Source organism: Bosea sp. PAMC 26642, from assembly GCF_001562255.1.
Classification (GTDB): Bacteria; Pseudomonadota; Alphaproteobacteria; order Rhizobiales; family Beijerinckiaceae; genus Allobosea.
Genome location: NZ_CP014301.1, coordinates 710,694 through 727,514, shown reverse-complemented (window position 1 = coordinate 727,514; position 16,821 = coordinate 710,694). Strand labels below are relative to the sequence as shown.

Genomic DNA, 16,821 nt, shown 5'->3' with positions numbered 1-16,821 from the left:
GGCGATCTTCTACATCTGTGCCGCGCCGTCCGACAGGGCGCCAACGCCCGCCCGCCATGTCACGCAGGATGGACGGCTCTGGGGGCCGCTCAGTCGCGGTCGGGCGCTCCTGGCGGAAAGAACGAGCGATAGGGTCGCCCCTCGTCCACGGCACGCGCAAAGGACGGCCGCGCAAGCAGGCGGGCCCTATAGGCGCGCGTATGCGGATAGGCCTTGTCGATCTCGTGCACCCAGTCTGCATAGAACAGCGAAGGCGCAGCCGCGCAATCGGCCAGCGAAAAGGCCTCGCCGCACGCCCATTGCCGGGATGCGATCTCGCCATCGAGCCAGCGATAGGCAGAATCGAGCATCGCGCGCGCCTCGGCCACGCCTTGCGGGTCGCGATCCTGCGGCTGCCGAATATGGTCGAAGACGATCTTCTGCATCGGCGTCATGACGTAATTATCGAAGAAGCGATCCATCGTGCGGATGGCCAGCGCTGCCTTGGGGTCACCTGGAAGCAGTCTGACGGGTCCGGGATGGCGCAGCTCGAGATGCTCGATGATCACGCTGGATTCGAGCACGGTCTCGCCGTTGTCGACCAGCACCGGAAAGCGCTTGAGAGGCCAGAGCGCTTCGAGTTCCCTGCCTGCCGCGGGGTCTTCGAAGTCCAGCGTGCGGTAGGTGAACGGTGTCGCGTTCTCATACAGCGCGACGAGCACTTTCTGGCAGTAGGACGAGAACGGGTGAGCGTAGAGCACGGGGAGCATGACGGTCTCGAACGGCTGTTACTTTACCGTTCGATTAAGTGTTTCGCATCGTGAATGCAAGCCCGCTTGGAAACGTCCTCGTTGTGCAGGGCTGACCGCAACGAAATCGCCACCGCGGGCAGAGCCGCGGCGGCGATCGGATGTTGCTTTAGTGGCAATGCCGCTCAGGCCGCGACACGCCCGTCCGGAGTATAGCGATCGACCGCATCAGGGAGATCCCTGGACAATCGCGTCAACAGTTCGTCTCGCGAAAGGCCTGTCCGCTGCTCCAGGTCGGCAAGGACGTCGGGGCCGAGGGCCTGTTCGAGGTCGGGCGCTTCGATCGGCTGGTTGGGCCCGGCCTTGACCCATGAATCGGCGGTCTCACCACGCCCGCCCTGGCGGAAGCGTTCGATCAATTCCTGCAGTCCGCCACCGAGCATGCCGCCGATGCCGCCTGCTCCGATCGCGGGGCCGTTGCCTACTACCTTGTCGAGGCCGGGCGGCGCACCAGCCGGCACCTGGCCGGACTGCGCGTTGCCGAACCATTCCGCCAACTTGTCGCGATTTTGGTATCCCGCGACGGCAAGCAGACCGAGCAGTGCCGTCATCGACGGAAATCCGTTGTTGCTCATCGAAAACCTCCAGGATTACGGATCATTTGAATTGCGGGCGATCAGGTGCTTCTGCGGCTGAGCATCGACCAGACGACCAGAACGACGATGGCGCCGATAACCGCGCCAATGAACCCGGCGCCCTGTCCGGGCGTGTACCAGCCCAGCGCCTGACCGAGATAAGTCGCGACCACCGCCCCGACGATGCCGAGGATGGTCGTCAGAATGAACCCGGAGGGCTCGTTAGACCCGGGCGAAATGAACTTTGCGACCACGCCGGCCAGAAATCCAATCACGATCGTCCAGATGATGCCCATGGTCGTCCCCCTCCAATTCAAAAGCCGTCCGAAAGCCGGCGGCCTCCCTGCATCGTGCAGGGAGCAAAATCCGAACGAAGACGGGCCGCGAAAGTTCCGCAATTCGACAGGCTGGCGCTGCGCGATCAGACGGCGAGGGCCTCCGCCACATCCTCGTAAGTGCGCAGTCCGGTACGCGGGGCGGTCACCAGCACGGCCATGTTGCCGGGCGCATGCTCGTTCTTCCACATCTTCTGATGGGCGAGCGGGATCTTGTCCCAGGGGAAGACCTCGGACATGCAGGGGTCGATACGGCGATCGATGACGAACTGGTTGGCGGCGCTCGCCTGCTTAAGATGGGCGAAATGCGAGCCCTGGACGCGCTTCTGCCGCATCCAGACATAGCGGGCGTCGAAGGTGATGTTGAAGCCCGAGGTGCCGGCGCAGAAGACGATCATGCCGCCGCGCTTGGCGACGAGGCATGAGACCGGGAAGGTCGCTTCGCCGGGATGCTCGAAGACGATGTCGACGTCCTTCTTGCCGGTGATGTCCCAGATCGCCTTGCCGAACTTGCGGGCCTCCTTGGTCCAGTCGTTGTATTCAGGGGAGTTGACCTTGGGCATCTGGCCCCAGCAGTTGAAATCCTTGCGGTTGATCACGCCCTTGGCGCCGAGCCCCAGCACGTAATCGCGCTTGGTCTCATCCGAGATCACGCCGATCGCGTTGGCGCCGGACGCCGCGCAGAGCTGGACGCCGAAGACGCCGAGACCGCCCGAGGCGCCCCAGATCAGGACGTTGTCGCCGGGCTTGATCGTGTGAGGGGCGTGGCCGAACAACATGCGGTAGGCGGTCGCCAGAGTCAGCGTGTAGCAGGCGGCCTCCTCCCAGGCGAGGTGCTTCGGCTTCAGCATCAGCTGGCGCGACTGGACCCGGCAGAACTGGGCGAAGGAGCCATCGGGCGTCTCATAGCCCCAGATGCGCTGGCTGGACGAGAACATCGGATCGCCGCCATTGCACTCCTCGTCGTCGCCATCGTCCTGGTTGCAATGGACGATGACCTCGTCGCCGACCTTCCAGCGCTTCACCTTGGAGCCGACCGCCCAGACGATGCCGGAGCAGTCCGAGCCGGCGATGTGCAGCGTGCCCTTGTGGACGTCGAAGGGCGAGATCGGCTGGCCCAGCCCCGCCCAGATGCCGTTGTAGTTGACGCCGCCGGCCATCACGAGGAGCAGCACTTCCTCTTCGCCGATCGTCCAGGTCGGCACGACCTCGACCTGAAAGCTGTCGAGCGGCGGACCGTGGCGGTCGCGCCGGATCGCCCAGGCGTACATGTTGGCCGGGACATGGCCCAGCGGGGGCAGTTCGGTCAGTTCGTAGAGGTCCTTGAGCGGCGGCTGCGTCTGCGGCTTCGACATCATCGTCTCCCGTTTCTATGGCCGGCGGCTTATCCTGCACGCTCGGAGATGCCTCGACTACGGGCATGATGATGCAATGCAATGCTGCGCTGCGCCATCCCCCTTTGGACCATACTGCAACGCAACAACCGGGGCGGAATGCCAGATTGTGTTCGTCATGATAACGTATATACTTCCTCAGCATTTGAACCATGAGAGTTCCCGAACATGTCCAAGGAAGCCGTCTTCACGATGAAGCTGGAACCGGAGCTGCGCGACGCCTTCATGGCCGAAGCCGAAGCCAGCCATCGCCCGGCCTCGCAGGTGGTGCGGGAACTCATGCGCGAATTCATCGAGCGTCAGCGCGAGGCGCGGGACTATGACGCGTTCCTGCGCCGCAAGGTCGAGATCGCGCGCGCCTCCATGCAAGCGGGCCGCGGTCGATCGAATGAAGAGGTCGAAGCCGAGTTCGCCAAGCGACGCGATAGTCTCATGGGGCAGACGTGAATTGCACGGTATGCCCAAGTCGACAGCATCGCGCGCCATGGAGCGAAACGAGGCAAGGCTTTGAGGCTCTTGGAGGATCCGGCGGCGGTGGATCCCTGGTGCCCGCGCGTATGGAGTTGACTCAAGAACCGCCAGCGTCATTCCGGGGCGACCTGCAGGGTCGAGCCCGGCACCCATAAACACCGGTGATGCCGACAACGGCATCTACATTGGTCGCTTTTCTAGAAGCGCCGAGTGCGTATGGGTTCCGGGCTCTTCGCTACGCGAAGCCCCGGAATGACAACGGGGATTTCCCGCGAAAATTGTCCGACTTCAGCCCCGCCGGCTCGCCGCCAGCATGTAGTTGACGTCCGTGTCGCGGGCGGTCGACCAGCGGTCTGTCAGGGGGTTGTAGACCACGCCGGTGCTCTCGCCGAGATCCAGTCCATTCGCTTCGATCGCCTGTCCAAGTTCATCCGGCGTCACGAATTTGTTCCAGTCATGCGTGCCGCGCGGCAGCCAGCGCAGGACGTATTCGGCGCCGACGATGGCAAGCGCATAGGATTTCAGCGTCCGGTTCAACGTCGCCATGACGAGCACTCCGCCCGGCTTGACCGCTGCGCAGCAGGCCGCGACGAAGGCTTCGACATCGGCGACATGCTCGACGACCTCCATGGCCAGCACGATGTCGAAGGTCTTGCCCTCGGCGACCAGCGCCTCGATCGTCTCCTCGCGATAGTCGATCGCGAGACCGCTTTTTTCGGCATGGGCGGCGGCGACCGCGATATTGGTCGGGGCGGGATCCAGTCCCGTCACCTGCGCGCCCAGCCGTGCCAGCGGTTCCGACAGCACGCCGCCGCCGCAGCCGATGTCGACCAATGTCAGCCCGTCCAGCGACCGCAGCGATCGAGGATCGCGCCCGAAGCGGTCGCAGGCGAGGTCGCGGATGAAGCCGAGGCGTACCGGATTGAACTTGTGCAGCACCGCCATGGGTCCCTTCGGGTCCCACCAGGTTTTTGCGATGGCATCGAAGCGCGCGACCTCGGCGGGGTCGATGGTGGAGCCTTCGCGCTGGGCCGTTGCCGCCATGGCATGGTTCCTTCTCGATAGCCGGCAGGCTTCTCGATCGCCGGCAGGCCTGGCGTCGCATTGACAGTCCGGCCTCTGCCCGTCATCTACACCGGCCCCGCGCCAGGCGCGAGGGCGACCCTTCGTCCCGGACCGCGGGACAATCGATTTACGAGAGCCTCTGGACCGCCATGGCCCGTCTGGTGATGAAATTCGGCGGAACCTCCGTCGCGACAGTCGAGCGCATCCGGAACGCCGCCCGCCATGTCAAACGCGAGTTCGATGCCGGCAACGAGGTCGCGGTCGTGGTCTCTGCGATGTCGGGCAAGACCAACGAACTCGTCGCCTGGTGCAAGGAGGCGTCGCCGCTCTACGACCGGGCCGAATACGATGTCGTCGTCGCCTCGGGCGAGCAGGTCACGTCGGGGCTGATGGCGATCGCGCTGCAGGAACTTGGCCTGCCGGCCCGCTCATGGCAGGGCTGGCAGATTCCGCTCTACGGTTCGGACGCGCATGGCTCGTCGCGGATCGAGGGCGTCGACGGCACGGCCATTCTCGCCGGCTTCGCGAAGAACCGCGAGATCGCCGTCTGCTCCGGCTTCCAGGGCATCCACAAGGCAAGCGGCCGCATCGTCACGCTCGGGCGCGGCGGCTCGGATACCAGCGCGGTCGCGCTGGCGGCCGGGCTCAAGGCCGACCGCTGCGACATCTACACCGATGTGGACGGCGTCTACACCACCGATCCACGCGTGGTGCAGAAGGCCCGCCGCATGGACCGCGTCTCCTTCGAGGAGATGCTGGAGATGGCCTCGCTCGGCTCCAAGGTGCTGCAGGTGCGCTCGGTCGAGATCGCGATGACCCAGCGCGTGCCGACCTATGTACGCTCCTCCTTCGACGACCCAGACAATCCCCAATCCGGCACCCTCATCTGCGACGAGGACGACATCGTGGAACAGCAGATCGTTACCGGCATCGCGTTCTCGCGCGACGAAGCCCAGATCACCCTCCGGCGCGTCGCCGACAAGCCGGGAGTGGCTGCGACCATCTTCGGCCCGCTCGCCGATGCCAACATCAATGTCGACATGATCATCCAGGTCGTCTCCGACGACCAGGCGACAACCGACATCACCTTCACCGTGCCCACCGCCGATTACGAGCGGGCCAAGAGCCTGCTCGAGAGCCGGCACGCCGAGATCGCCTATCAGGCGCTGCAGGGCGCGACCGACGTGGTCAAGGTCTCGGCGATCGGGGTGGGCATGAGGAGCCATGCCGGCGTCGCGGCGCTCGCCTTCCGGGCGCTGGCCGAGAAGGGCATCAACATTCGCGCAATCACCACCTCGGAAATCAAGTTCTCGGTGCTGATCGACGCAGCCTATACCGAACTCGCTGTGCGGACGCTGCATTCGCTGTATGGGCTGGATGCGGCCTAAAAAACGCGCATTCCTCCACTGATTTTCGTTAACATATTCATGGGACCTTTGCTGCAGCGCAAACCCACAGATCGCGGCAGCCTTGGTCACCTATCCGAAGACAGATTCATCGGACGCTAAGCCGGTCGCCATTACGCGCGACGCGATCGAGCGGCTCCTGAACGCATCGCATGTCGATGCGCAGTCGCGTGCCGTCGCGCGGTCACTTTTGCCGATCGTGTCAACGCACGCCGCCGCGGCGTGCCATGATTATTGCGATCATCTCGAGCGCTCGGTGGCCGACATGAAACCTCATGTCGAACAGCACAGGCCTGAAGTCGTCGCCGCGGAAGGCCAGCATTTCCGCACCTTGTTCGAGGCCCGGTTCGACGCGGATTACCTGTCCGAACTCACCGACGCGGCTCAGACCGAATTCGGCGATGCGATGGGCATCCGGACGCGGCTGGGAACGGCACTGCGGCTCGTCGATCCCCTGTTCACCGAGATCGGGCGGCGCCGGCGCTTCAACGGCAGGAAAGCCGTCGAAGACGCCGCCGCCCTGATGCGGCTGATCCTGTGCGATGCGATCGCGGCGACGTCCTGCTATCAGCGCGCGAGCCGGATCGGCCTGACGCATCGCGAAAAAGAACTCCATGTCGCGGCTTCGTCCTTCCAGAGCAACATCGCGGAATTGTCGACCAGCCTGCAGGCGGCGGCGACGACGTTGCGCGAATACGCCGCCACCAGCCTGCACCGCAGCGACCAGGCCGGTCGGGAAGCCACGACCGCGGAAGATGCGGCGCGCGAATGCACGCAGCGGATCAGCAGCACGGTGGAAGCGACGGACAATCTGGTGCGGGCCCTCGACCATGTCAGCAGCGAGGCGCAGCAAAGCTTCGCCATCACCGGACAGGCCGTCACCGACACACGCGCAGTCACGTCCTCGATCGCCGTCCTGGCCGAAGCCACAGGCCGGATCGGCTCGATCGTCACCCTGATCCAGCAGATTGCGACGAAGACAAACCTGCTTGCGCTGAACGCCACGATCGAGGCCGCCCGCGCCGGCGAGGCGGGAAAGGGCTTTGCCGTGGTGGCGGGAGAGGTCAAGTCGCTGGCGCACCAGACCGCCAGCGCCACCGCGGAGATCTCGACCCAGATCGCCCAGGTTCAGTCGGCGACCGAATCCTGCGTCGCCCATGTGAATTCGATCGCCCTGACGATCGCACGGCTGGAGGAATCGGCGGCCTCGATCGCGGCGACGGTGCAAATCCAGTCGAACACGACCAATGCGATGGCGTCCAACACGCAGGAGGCCGCGTCGCGGACCCAGGAAGGGCTGTTCTCCGCCAAGGCCGCCCGGCACGCGATCAGCGACGTCACCAAGATGACCATCGAGCTCGACAGCGCAGCGATTCAGGTCGAGGCCTCTGCCGGCATGATCAGCGATCTCGTCTCGCGGTTCCTGTCGAGCCTTCGGGCGGCGTAGCGTCGAGCGGGCTTTTACTCCGGCTGCAGAATGGGACGCCCAAATGGGCCGAACGTCGCGTTGACCCGCGCGTCCGGCCTCACGATGATGCCGGCCATGCCAGCCGAAGCCGCCTCAGCCGCTCCCGAATTCGATCCCGAGCGGCTCGACGCCTTCCTGCGTTCGGCCCTCCCCGGCCGGACCGCCGGCGCGATCACACTGGAGCGGATCAGCGGCGGCCAGTCCAATCCGACCTTCTTCCTGTCCTACCCCGACGCCGGAACGCGGCTGGTCCTGCGCAAAAAGCCGCCGGGACCGCTGCTGCCCTCCGCCCATGCGGTCGAGCGCGAGTACCGCATCCTCAAGGCGCTCGCCGGTTCGGACGTGCCGGTGCCGCCGGTGCTGCTGCTGCATGAGCAGGACGATGTGGTCGGGACGCCGTTCTACCTGATGGAGCGGCTGGACGGCCGGGTCTTCCACGACACCGGCCTGCCCGGCGTGACGCCCGATGAGCGCCGCGCGATGTATTTCGCCATGGCGGAGACGCTGGCTGCGCTGCATCGCTTCGACTGGCAGGCCGCCGGCCTTTCGGATTTCGGCAAGCCCGGCAATTATTACGCCCGCCAGCTCAGGCGCTGGGGCGGGCAGTGGCGCGAGACGAAGACGCGCGAGATCCCCGCGATCGACCGGGCCGTCGACTGGCTGAGCGACAATCTCGACGAGAGTGCGGAGACGACGATCGTCCATGGCGACTTTCGCCTCGGCAACCTGATGTTTTCGCCGGTTGCGCCGCGCATCGTCGCCGTGCTGGACTGGGAGCTGTCGACGCTCGGCCATCCGTTGTCGGACGCCGCCTTCTCCTGCCTGCCCTGGCATTCGACGCCGGCGATGTATTCAGGCATCGTCGGCCTCGACGCCGAGGCGCTCGGCATTCCGACGCAGGCCGAGTACATCGAACGCTATTGCGCCGCGGCAGGCCGTGCCGGCGGGCCGGGGCGCTTCCACCTCGCCTTCTCGCTGTTTCGCTTCGCCGTCATCCTCGACGGCATCGCCGCGCGCGCCAGATCGGGCAATGCCGCAGCCGAGAATGCGGTCGCGGTCGGTGCGATGGCGGAAAGTTTCGCATTGCGGGCGCAGGCCGTGATCGACGACCAGAACTGAACGAGGACCACCATGGATTTCGCCTATTCCGCCAAGGTCGAAGACCTGCGCGCCAAGCTCCAGGATTTCATGGACGCTCATGTCCAGCCGGCCGATGCGGCCTGGAAGCACGAGGTCGAGGCCGGGCGCTATCCGATGGCGCTGATCGACGGACTGAAGGCCGAGGCGAAGGCCGCCGGCCTATGGAATCTGTTCCTGCCGGCATTGCAGCCCGACGAGCCTGGTACGCGGCTGAGCAATCTCGAATACGCCCCGCTCGCCGAGATCATGGGCCGAATCTACTGGTCGTCGGAGGTGTTCAACTGCAACGCGCCCGACACCGGCAATATGGAAATCCTGCACATGTTCGCCACGCCCGAGCAGCGGCAGCGCTGGCTCGTTCCGCTTCTGGCCGGCGAGATCCGCTCCTGCGTCGGCATCACCGAGCCCGGCGTCGCTTCCTCCGACCCGACCAATCTCCAGACCACGATCATCCGCGACGGCGACGATTACGTCGTGACCGGGCGCAAATGGTGGACGACCGGGGCGCTGCATCCCAACGTCAAGTTCTGCATCGTGATGGGGCTGTCCGACCTCGCCGCCGACGCCAACCCTCACAAGCGTCATTCGATGATCCTGGTGCCGATGGATGCGCCGGGCGTCACCGTGATGCGCAATTTGCCGCTCCTGAACCATTTTTCTCCGGAGGGGCACACCGAGACCGATTTCGATCAGGTCCGCGTGCCGGCCGCCAACATTCTGGGTGAGGAAGGCGCTGGCTTCGCGCTGGCGCAGGCGCGGCTGGGTCCGGGCCGCATCCACCATTGCATGCGCTCGATCGGGCAATGCGAGGTCGCGCTCGAACTGATGGTCGAGCGCGCGCTGGAGCGGCAGGCCTTCAGCCGCAACCTCGCCGACTACGCCAACATCCAGGACTGGATCGCGGAGGGGCGCATGGAGATCGACCAGGCGCGGCTGCTCTGCCTGCGCGCCGCCTGGATGATGGACAGGCATGGCAACAAGGCCGCGCGCACCGAGGTCTCGGCGATCAAGGTGGTGGCGACGCGGCTGCAGACCAAGATCGCCGACCGCGCGATGCAGGTCTTCGGCGCAGGCGGGCTGTCCAACGATACGCCGCTCGCCTTCATCTACTCCTGGGGACGGGCGTTGCGCTTCATCGACGGCCCCGACGAGGTGCATCTGCGCACCGTGGCGCGCGCCGAGATCAAGAAGCGGCAGGGCAGCAACCGCTCGACCTTCGCCGAGCAGGGCGTGCTGCGGCCGTATAGCAAGCCGGCGGTGGAGTAGGCAGCGACCAAGCGGGTATCAGATCCGGCCCCTGCCAGAGCTCGAACTCAGGCCGCCTCGACGATCCGAATGTCCCGTTCGGCTCCCCCCGCCAAAGCGACGAGAGCCTCCTTATAGGCCGCGCTGTCATGCGCTGCCATCGCCTGCTCGACGCTGTCGAACTCGATGACGACGGTGCGCTGCATCAGCCCGTCTTCATAGACATGCGCCGGCACTCCCCGCACGAGGATCCGGCCGCCGCCGGCGACGATGGCCGGTCCGCTGAGCTTGGCATAGGCGGCCAATGCATCGGGGTTGTCGACCGAGCGATATGTTGCAACCCAATAGGCCTTCGCCATCGTCCATCTCCTCGGTTGGAACAGTGCCGTCCAATACCGCGAAGATATCAAGCAACCGGTAGGCTGGCCAGTCGGCCGCAGCGGTGCCGCGGGTAAGTTGCGCAGATGGAGATAAAGTTGGCGAGCAGGGCGTGCTGCGGCCGTATAGCAAGCCGGTGGCGGGGTATGCTCCATCGTCATTCCGGGGCTTGGCGAAGCCAAGAGCCCGGAACCCATACGCACAGGTCGTTCAGGACGAGCCCGGCGGTTTGAGGCTCGATCGTCGAGACCCGTGCTTATGGGTTCCGGGCTCACGCCTGCGGCGTGCCCCGGAATGACGGCAGCCTATTCCGCCGGAGCGGGATGCGGCTCCACCGCTGCACCACTGGTCACCTGCTTGCGCGTAAACAGCCTTTCCAGCCTGTCCATATAGAGAAACAGCACGGGCGTGATGAACAGGGTCAGCACCTGCGAGATCATCAGCCCGCCAACCACCGCAATGCCGAGCGGCTGGCGCAGTTCGGCGCTGGCGCCGGCTCCGAGCGCGATCGGCAGCGTGCCCATCAGCGCCGCCAGCGTCGTCATCAGGATCGGCCGGAACCGCATCACGCAGGCCTGATGGATCGCCGCCTCGGGCTCCTTGCCCTCGCGCTTCAGCACCAGGGCTACGTCGATCATCATGATCGCGTTCTTCTTGACGATGCCGATCAGCATGAGCAGGCCAATGATGGCGATGACCGAGAGGTCGAGATCAAAGAGCCTGAGCGCCCCCAGCGCGCCGATCGCGGCCGAGGGCAGCCCGGTCAGGATGGTCAGGGGGTGGATGAAGCTCTCATAGAGGATGCCGAGCACGATGTAGATCGTCAGGATCGCGCCCATGATCAGCAGGCCCTGATTGGCGAGCGAATCCTGGAAGGTCTTGGCCGTGCCGGCCAGCGTCGTGGACAGGGATTTCGGCAGGTTTATCTCGGCCTTCAGGGCCTCGATGCGCGTGACGCTGGCGCCGAGCGCGACGCCCGCCGGCAGGTTGTAGGAGATCGTCACCGCCGGGAGCTGGCCAAGCTGGTTGACGGTAAGCTGGCCCGCCGTGCGCTCGACATGGGCGAAGGAGCTCAGCGGGATCAGCGTGCCGTTGCCGGCGCGGATGCGGATCTGGTCGAGCCGGTCGGCCGACCAACCGCCTTTCGGATCGAACTCGACCACGACCTGATAGCTGTCGCCAGTGGTGTAGATGGTCGAGACCTGCCGGACGCCGAAGCCGGAATACAGCGTCGAACGAAGGACATCGGAGCCGATCTTCAACTGGTTCGCCTTGTCGCGATCGACCACCAGCGTCGCCTCGGCGGCGCTGTTCTGCAGGTCGGTCGTGACGTCGGCGAAGGTGGCGCGGTCGCGGGTCATGGCGTCGGCGAGCCTGACCGACCAGTCGTTCATCAGCGCCTGGTCGAGGCCCTGGACGACGAGCTGGTACTGGCTCTTCGACGAGCGCGCGCCGATGTTGAGGTTCTGGACGGGCGTCATATAGGCGGTGATGCCGGGGATCCCTGCGAGATCGCGACGCAGTCCGACGAGCACGGCCTGGAGCGGCGGGCGCTCCTTCTGGGGCTTCAGTTCGACGAAGAGCCGGCCGGCATTGAGCGCGCCGGCCGCGCCTGCGCTGCCGCCGACGGTCGAGGCGACATGGGCGACGAATGGCGAGTTGCGGAAGACCTCCGCGACCTGGCCCTGCAGCTCCTTCATCGCCGGGAAGGAAATGTCCTGCCTGGCCTCGGTCGAAACCTGGAGCTGGCCGATATCCTCCTGCGGGAAGAAGCCCTTGGGCGCGCTCTGGAGCAGCCAGACGCTCAGGCCCAGCGTGGCGAAGAAGGCGAGCAGCATCACCGGCTTGAAGCGCAGGCTCAGCGTCAGCGCTCTGTCATAGCCGTGCAGCAGGCCGTCGAAGCCGCGTTCCAGGATGCGGCCGAAGGCGTTCTCCTTGTGCTCCTTGGAATAGCCGCCCAGCAGCCGCGAGCAGAGCATCGGCGTCAGCGTCAGCGAAACGAAGGCCGAGGCCAGGATCGCGACCGTCACCACCACGGCGAACTCGTTGAAGATGCGGCCGATGACGCCGCCCATCAGCAGGACGGGGATGAAGACGGCAACCAGCGAGAGCGAGATCGAGATAATGGTGAAGCCGATCTCGGACGAGCCCTTCAATGCCGCGTCATAAGCCGAGAGCCCGTCCTCCTCCATGTGGCGGACGATGTTCTCCAGCATGACGATGGCGTCGTCGACGACGAGGCCGACCGAGAGCGTCAAGCCCAGCAGCGAGATGTTGTCGATCGAGAAGCCGAAGGCATACATCGCGGCCAGCGTGGCCACGATCGAGATCGGCACCGCCACTGCCGGGATGAAGGTCGCGGCGAGACGGCGCAGGAAGACGAAGATCACCATGACGACGAGCACGATCGTCAAGAGCAGCGTGAACTGGACGTCGTCGACGGCCATGCGGATCGAGCTGGAGCGGTCGTTCAGCAACGCGAGCGAGGCCGCCGCCGGCATCTGCTCGGAGAAGGCCGGCAGCATCGCCTTGACGCGATCGACGACCTCGACGGTGTTGGCATCGGGCTGGCGCTGCACGGCGAGCACGACGGCGGGCATCCCGTCATAGGCGCTGGAGGTCAGCGCGTTCTCGACCGAATCGATGACCTTCGCCACGTCGCCGAGCCGGACCGGGCGGCCGTTGCGGGTGGTGATGATGACGTTGGCGAACTGGGCCGCATTGGCGAGCTGGGTGCGGGCCTGGATGGTGAGCTGCTGGCTGGTGTTCTGCAGCGTGCCGACGGGGGTATTGGCGTTGGTCGCGGTGATCGCGGCCTGCAATTCGTCGACGCCGATGCCGCGCGCGGCGAGCGCGACCGGGTCGATCTGGATGCGGACGGCGTATTTCTGGCTTCCGAAGATCAGCACCTGGGCAACGCCGTCCACCGTCGAGAGCGCCGGCGAGATCACCTGCTGGGCGAAGGCGTCGAGCTGCGAGAGCGGGACCACGTCGCTCTTGAGCGCCAGCAGGACGATGGGGGCGTCGGCGGGGTTGACTTTGCGATAGCTCGGCGGCGTCGTCATCTCGAGCGGGAGCTGCTTCTGGGCGCGGGCGATCGCCGCCTGCACGTCGGCTGCGGCTGCATCGATGTTGCGGCTCAGCACGAACTGGATCGCGATCGAGGTCGAGCCTTGCGAGTTCGTCGTCGCGATCGAATCGATGCCGGCGATGGTGGCGAACTGCTTGACCAGCGGCGTCGCGACCGAGGTCGCCATGGTATCGGGCGATGCACCGGGAAGCTGCGCCGAGACGTTGACCACCGGGAATTCCGCCCGCGGGAGCGCTGCGACCGGCAGGAAGCGATAGGCGAAGAGCCCGGCCAGCACGAGCGAGAGCGACATCAGGATCGTCGCGACGGGATGGCGGATGCAGAAACCGGAGATGCTCATGACCGGGCTCCCTCGGCGACGGGAGTCCCGGGCGCCGTCTTCGGTTTCGCATCGGTGTCCTTGCCATACTCGCTGATGCGGGTGCCGGTCTTCAGCCGCATCTGGCCGTCGATCACGACGCGCTCGCCAGGAGCGACGCCCTCGCTCAGTGCGGTGCGGCCGCCATCGCCGAGCGCGACCTTGACCTGCCGCAGTTCGACCGTCCTGTCGGCCTTGGCGACATAGACATAGGGGCCCTTCTGGCCGGTCTGCACGGCGACGGTCGGCACGATCGTCGGGCCCTTCAGGGTCTCGGCGGCGATCTCGACATCGACATACTGGCCGGGCCAGAGCACGAGGTCGTCATTGGCGAAGGACGCCTTCGCGGTGATGGTGCCCGACGTCATGTCGACACTGGAATCGACGAAGTTGAGCGTGCCTTGGGCCGGCTGGCGGCCGGAATCGGGGACGCTCGCCGTAACCGGAACGGCCTGGCCGGAGGCGAGCGCCTTCTGCAGCACGGAGAGGTCGCGCTCGGGCAGCGTGAAGGCGACGCGCAGCGGCTTCATCTGGGTGATGGTGAGCAAGCCCGTACCGGTGCTGTTGGCGCCGATCAGATTGCCCGGCGTGACCTGCACGGCACCTACCCGGCCGTCGATCGGAGCCAAAATGCGGCTGTAGCTCAGCTTGAGCTTGTCGGCGTCCAGCGTCGCCTTGTCGGAGAGGATGGTGGCGGCCGCGGTGCGCTCGTCGGCGGTCGCCTGGTCGACCGCCTGCTGCGTCCCGGCATTGCGCTCCAGCAACTGCCTGTAGCGGGCCAGATCGGCCAGAGTGCGAGTATGGGTCGCCTCGTCCCGGGCGATCGCAGCCTCGTCCTTGGCGATCTGCGCCTTGATGTCGCGATCGTCGAGCGTGAAGAGCAGGTCGCCCGCCTTGACGAACTGGCCGTCGACCACGCCCTGCGTCAGGATCTGGCTGTCGAGGCGTGATTTCACCACGACGCTGGCCGGCGTCTCGACGAAGCCGATGGCGCGTTTGCGCACAGGCATGTCGGCCTGCTCGGCCAGCGCCGTCACGACCGCCACCGGCGCGCCGTCTCCGCCGCGCCCCCGCGCCGTGCGGGCGCCTTCGCCGGGATCGACGGCACTGCGGGAGACCTTGAACCAGGCGCCGCCCGCGATCGCGGCACCGGCGACGAGGGCGATCAATACGATAGTCGAGCGCTTCATGGCTCATGCTCTCCGTTTCGTCGGGCCGCGCCGCGCCATGGCGGCCTCCTGCGGCATATCCGGGGTTTCGTCCTTCGGGCGGATGCGGTCGCGGACGGCAGCCAGCGTCTCAAGGGAGGCGGCGATCTGCGCCTCCCCGACCCCGTCCAGCACCTCGCCCGCGATCTCGCTGCGCACCGCATCGAGGTCATCGACCAGCGCGCGACCCTGCGGCGTCAAATGCAGCAAATAGGCGCGCCTGTCGGCAGGGTCCGCGCTGCGCTGCAAGAATTCTTGCTCTTCCAGCCTGTCGATCAGGCGCGCCAGCGAGATCGGCTGGAGATCGAGCTGTTCCGCCAGAGCCGCCTGGTTCAGGCCCTCCTGCCGCCGAAGACGCGCCAGCACGCCCCATTGCGCTCGCGTCGTGCCATGCCGGCGTGCGCGCTTATCGACATGGGTCCGCAGGAGCCGTGCGGTCTCGACCAGTTGGTAGATCAGTTCGCGCTTCAAAGGGCGCCGCATCCGGATGCCTCCGTATCATAAGCCTGCTTACGATATCGGCGGCGATTGCGGCGATTTCGGGATCGACTTCGCAGTCGCACAATTACAAATCGGCAATGTTGCCGCGAGCCGTTGCCCCGATGCCCGCAGACAGCTTTTGACCCTGGCGGCGCCTGCGTTTGCCGCTCTCTTGCTGTGCGGGCATGGCGATGGTCATGTTGTCGTGGCAGGGACTAAACTTGCCGCAACGCACAACACTGTCGTGCAAGAACTCCTTGTCCAAAACCGCTCCCCTACCGAGGCCATCCCATGAGCCAGCTCTTCAGCCCCTTCCAGCTCGGCGGGCTCACCCTCGCCAACCGCATCGTGATCGCGCCGATGTGCCAGTATTCGGCCGACGAGGGCCGCGCCACCGACTGGCACACGATCCATCTCGGGCAACTCGCTTTGTCGGGCGCGGCTCTGCTGTTCCTGGAGGCCACGGCGGTCGAGCCGGAGGGGCGCATCAGCCCGCAGGATCTCGGCCTGTGGTCGGACGAGACCGAAGCGGCCCTGGCGACGACGCTGACGGCCGTACGACGCTATTCCGACATGCCGATCGGCATCCAGCTCGGCCATGCCGGGCGTAAGGCTTCCGTAGGACAGCCCTGGCATGGCGGCGGCCAGCTTCCGCTCGACAAGGGCGGCTGGCAGACCTTCGGCCCGTCGACCCTACCCTTCGAAGGCCATGCGCGGGCGCCCAAGGCCCTGACGAGCGACGAGATCGACCGCCTGATCGAAAGCTTCGCCGTGGCGGCGAAGCGCTCGGTCAGGCTCGGCCTTGCCGCGATCGAGGTCCATGCGGCGCATGGCTATCTGCTGCACCAGTTCCTCTCTCCCCTCGCCAACAAGCGCGAGGACGCCTATGGCGGCTCGCTGGAAAATCGGATGCGCTTCCCGCTCGCGGTGATGGCAGCGGTCAAGGCGGTCGTGCCCGCCTCCGTGCCGGTCGGCATCCGGGTCTCGGGCACGGACTGGGTCGAGAGCGGCTGGGATCTTGCTCAGACGTTGCAGTTCGCCGCAGCCCTGAAAGCGCAGTCCTGCGATTTCATCCATGTCTCGGGTGGGGGTCTCTCGGCCGCGCAGACCATTCCGGTCGGCCCGAACTACCAGGTGCCGATGGCGCGCGCGGTGAAGCAGGCCACCGGGCTGACGACGATCGCCGTCGGGCTGATCACCGAGGCCGACCAGGCCGAGGCGATCGTGGGCACGGGCGATGCCGATTTCGTCGCCCTAGCGCGGGGCATGCTCTACGATCCGCGCTGGCCCTGGCATGCGGCGGCCCATCTCGGCGCGACCGTCAAGGCGCCGCCGCAGTATCTGCGCTCGCAGCCGCGTCAGTACAAAACCCTGTTCGGCTGAGCTCTTGGAAGGATGGCAGTCGGCAGTAGGCAATGG

Annotated in this window: 15 protein-coding genes; 6 read left to right on the top strand and 9 right to left on the bottom strand. The window is 66.0% G+C overall.

Annotated elements, in window-relative coordinates; all coding sequences use genetic code 11:
* Window positions 1-89: 89 nt before the first annotated feature.
* The 4 genes from AXW83_RS03440 to ccrA all read right to left on the bottom strand — a co-directional run bounded on the left by AXW83_RS03440 (window position 90) and on the right by ccrA (window position 3,053).
* Window positions 90-749, bottom strand: a complete 660-nt coding sequence (locus tag AXW83_RS03440; protein WP_066610659.1) for a glutathione S-transferase family protein — start codon at window positions 747-749, stop codon at window positions 90-92.
* Window positions 750-913: 164 nt separating this feature from the next.
* The gene (locus AXW83_RS03435) at window positions 914-1,363 is read right to left on the bottom strand and encodes a YidB family protein (RefSeq protein ID WP_066610657.1); all 450 of its coding nucleotides are present in this window, start codon (window positions 1,361-1,363) and stop codon (window positions 914-916) included.
* A gap of 41 nt (window positions 1,364-1,404) precedes the next feature.
* A complete protein-coding gene (locus AXW83_RS03430) occupies window positions 1,405-1,659 on the bottom strand; it encodes a GlsB/YeaQ/YmgE family stress response membrane protein (protein ID WP_066610656.1) in 255 nt (84 codons plus the stop codon).
* Between the two features lie 125 nt (window positions 1,660-1,784).
* A complete protein-coding gene (gene ccrA, locus AXW83_RS03425) occupies window positions 1,785-3,053 on the bottom strand; it encodes a crotonyl-CoA carboxylase/reductase (RefSeq protein WP_236841806.1) in 1,269 nt (422 codons plus the stop codon).
* Window positions 3,054-3,260: 207 nt separating this feature from the next.
* Here ccrA and AXW83_RS03420 point away from each other — a divergent pair, with 207 nt between their 5' ends.
* Window positions 3,261-3,539 (top strand): CopG family ribbon-helix-helix protein, encoded by a 279-nt coding sequence (locus AXW83_RS03420; protein ID WP_066610649.1) that lies wholly within the window; start codon window positions 3,261-3,263, stop codon window positions 3,537-3,539.
* 312 nt (window positions 3,540-3,851) lie between these two features.
* On the opposite strand, the gene ubiG is transcribed toward AXW83_RS03420, so the two are convergent.
* Window positions 3,852-4,607, bottom strand: coding sequence for a bifunctional 2-polyprenyl-6-hydroxyphenol methylase/3-demethylubiquinol 3-O-methyltransferase UbiG (gene ubiG / locus AXW83_RS03415; protein WP_066610648.1), 756 nt, complete (start codon window positions 4,605-4,607; stop codon window positions 3,852-3,854).
* 170 nt (window positions 4,608-4,777) lie between these two features.
* Between ubiG and AXW83_RS03410 the strand changes: the two genes are divergently transcribed.
* From AXW83_RS03410 to AXW83_RS03395, 4 genes are all read left to right on the top strand, one after another.
* Complete coding sequence (locus tag AXW83_RS03410) at window positions 4,778-6,016, top strand: aspartate kinase (RefSeq protein ID WP_066610647.1); 1,239 nt, start codon at window positions 4,778-4,780, stop codon at window positions 6,014-6,016.
* A gap of 283 nt (window positions 6,017-6,299) precedes the next feature.
* Complete coding sequence (locus tag AXW83_RS03405; RefSeq protein ID WP_156639762.1) at window positions 6,300-7,481, top strand: methyl-accepting chemotaxis protein; 1,182 nt, start codon at window positions 6,300-6,302, stop codon at window positions 7,479-7,481.
* 96 nt (window positions 7,482-7,577) lie between these two features.
* Entirely contained in the window at window positions 7,578-8,621 is a 1,044-nt protein-coding gene (locus AXW83_RS03400; RefSeq protein ID WP_066619748.1) for a phosphotransferase family protein, read from the top strand.
* Window positions 8,622-8,633: 12 nt separating this feature from the next.
* Window positions 8,634-9,908: an acyl-CoA dehydrogenase family protein gene (locus tag AXW83_RS03395; protein ID WP_066610641.1), complete on the top strand. Its 1,275-nt coding sequence runs from the start codon at window positions 8,634-8,636 to the stop codon at window positions 9,906-9,908.
* Window positions 9,909-9,955: 47 nt separating this feature from the next.
* On the opposite strand, the gene AXW83_RS03390 is transcribed toward AXW83_RS03395, so the two are convergent.
* From AXW83_RS03390 to AXW83_RS03375, 4 genes are all read right to left on the bottom strand, one after another.
* Entirely contained in the window at window positions 9,956-10,246 is a 291-nt protein-coding gene (locus AXW83_RS03390; protein WP_066610639.1) for a DUF1330 domain-containing protein, read from the bottom strand.
* A gap of 324 nt (window positions 10,247-10,570) precedes the next feature.
* Entirely contained in the window at window positions 10,571-13,696 is a 3,126-nt protein-coding gene (locus AXW83_RS03385) for an efflux RND transporter permease subunit (protein WP_066610637.1), read from the bottom strand.
* Window positions 13,693-14,904, bottom strand: coding sequence for an efflux RND transporter periplasmic adaptor subunit (locus AXW83_RS03380; protein ID WP_066610635.1), 1,212 nt, complete (start codon window positions 14,902-14,904; stop codon window positions 13,693-13,695). Before AXW83_RS03380 ends, AXW83_RS03385 begins: the two co-directional genes overlap by 4 nt.
* A 3-nt stretch (window positions 14,905-14,907) precedes the next feature.
* On the bottom strand, window positions 14,908-15,405 hold the full coding sequence (locus AXW83_RS03375; protein ID WP_066610633.1) for a MarR family winged helix-turn-helix transcriptional regulator: 498 nt from the start codon (window positions 15,403-15,405) through the stop codon (window positions 14,908-14,910).
* 288 nt (window positions 15,406-15,693) lie between these two features.
* On the opposite strand from AXW83_RS03375, the gene AXW83_RS03365 reads away from it, so the two are divergent.
* Complete coding sequence (locus AXW83_RS03365; RefSeq protein WP_066610628.1) at window positions 15,694-16,785, top strand: NADH:flavin oxidoreductase/NADH oxidase; 1,092 nt, start codon at window positions 15,694-15,696, stop codon at window positions 16,783-16,785.
* The last annotated feature ends 36 nt before the right edge of the window (window positions 16,786-16,821 follow it).

Bases quoted from the DNA above. Each gene is read 5' to 3' on its own strand.
- AXW83_RS03440 (WP_066610659.1), bottom strand. From the start codon at position 749: ATGCTCCCCGTGCTCTACGCTCACCCGTTCTCGTCCTACTGCCAGAAA.
- AXW83_RS03435 (WP_066610657.1), bottom strand. From the start codon at position 1,363: ATGAGCAACAACGGATTTCCGTCGATGACGGCACTGCTCGGTCTGCTT.
- AXW83_RS03430 (WP_066610656.1), bottom strand. From the start codon at position 1,659: ATGGGCATCATCTGGACGATCGTGATTGGATTTCTGGCCGGCGTGGTC.
- ccrA (WP_236841806.1), bottom strand. From the start codon at position 3,053: ATGTCGAAGCCGCAGACGCAGCCGCCGCTCAAGGACCTCTACGAACTG.
- AXW83_RS03420 (WP_066610649.1), top strand. From the start codon at position 3,261: ATGTCCAAGGAAGCCGTCTTCACGATGAAGCTGGAACCGGAGCTGCGC.
- ubiG (WP_066610648.1), bottom strand. From the start codon at position 4,607: ATGGCGGCAACGGCCCAGCGCGAAGGCTCCACCATCGACCCCGCCGAG.
- AXW83_RS03410 (WP_066610647.1), top strand. From the start codon at position 4,778: ATGGCCCGTCTGGTGATGAAATTCGGCGGAACCTCCGTCGCGACAGTC.
- AXW83_RS03405 (WP_156639762.1), top strand. From the start codon at position 6,300: ATGAAACCTCATGTCGAACAGCACAGGCCTGAAGTCGTCGCCGCGGAA.
- AXW83_RS03400 (WP_066619748.1), top strand. From the start codon at position 7,578: ATGCCAGCCGAAGCCGCCTCAGCCGCTCCCGAATTCGATCCCGAGCGG.
- AXW83_RS03395 (WP_066610641.1), top strand. From the start codon at position 8,634: ATGGATTTCGCCTATTCCGCCAAGGTCGAAGACCTGCGCGCCAAGCTC.
- AXW83_RS03390 (WP_066610639.1), bottom strand. From the start codon at position 10,246: ATGGCGAAGGCCTATTGGGTTGCAACATATCGCTCGGTCGACAACCCC.
- AXW83_RS03385 (WP_066610637.1), bottom strand. From the start codon at position 13,696: ATGAGCATCTCCGGTTTCTGCATCCGCCATCCCGTCGCGACGATCCTG.
- AXW83_RS03380 (WP_066610635.1), bottom strand. From the start codon at position 14,904: ATGAAGCGCTCGACTATCGTATTGATCGCCCTCGTCGCCGGTGCCGCG.
- AXW83_RS03375 (WP_066610633.1), bottom strand. From the start codon at position 15,405: ATGCGGCGCCCTTTGAAGCGCGAACTGATCTACCAACTGGTCGAGACC.
- AXW83_RS03365 (WP_066610628.1), top strand. From the start codon at position 15,694: ATGAGCCAGCTCTTCAGCCCCTTCCAGCTCGGCGGGCTCACCCTCGCC.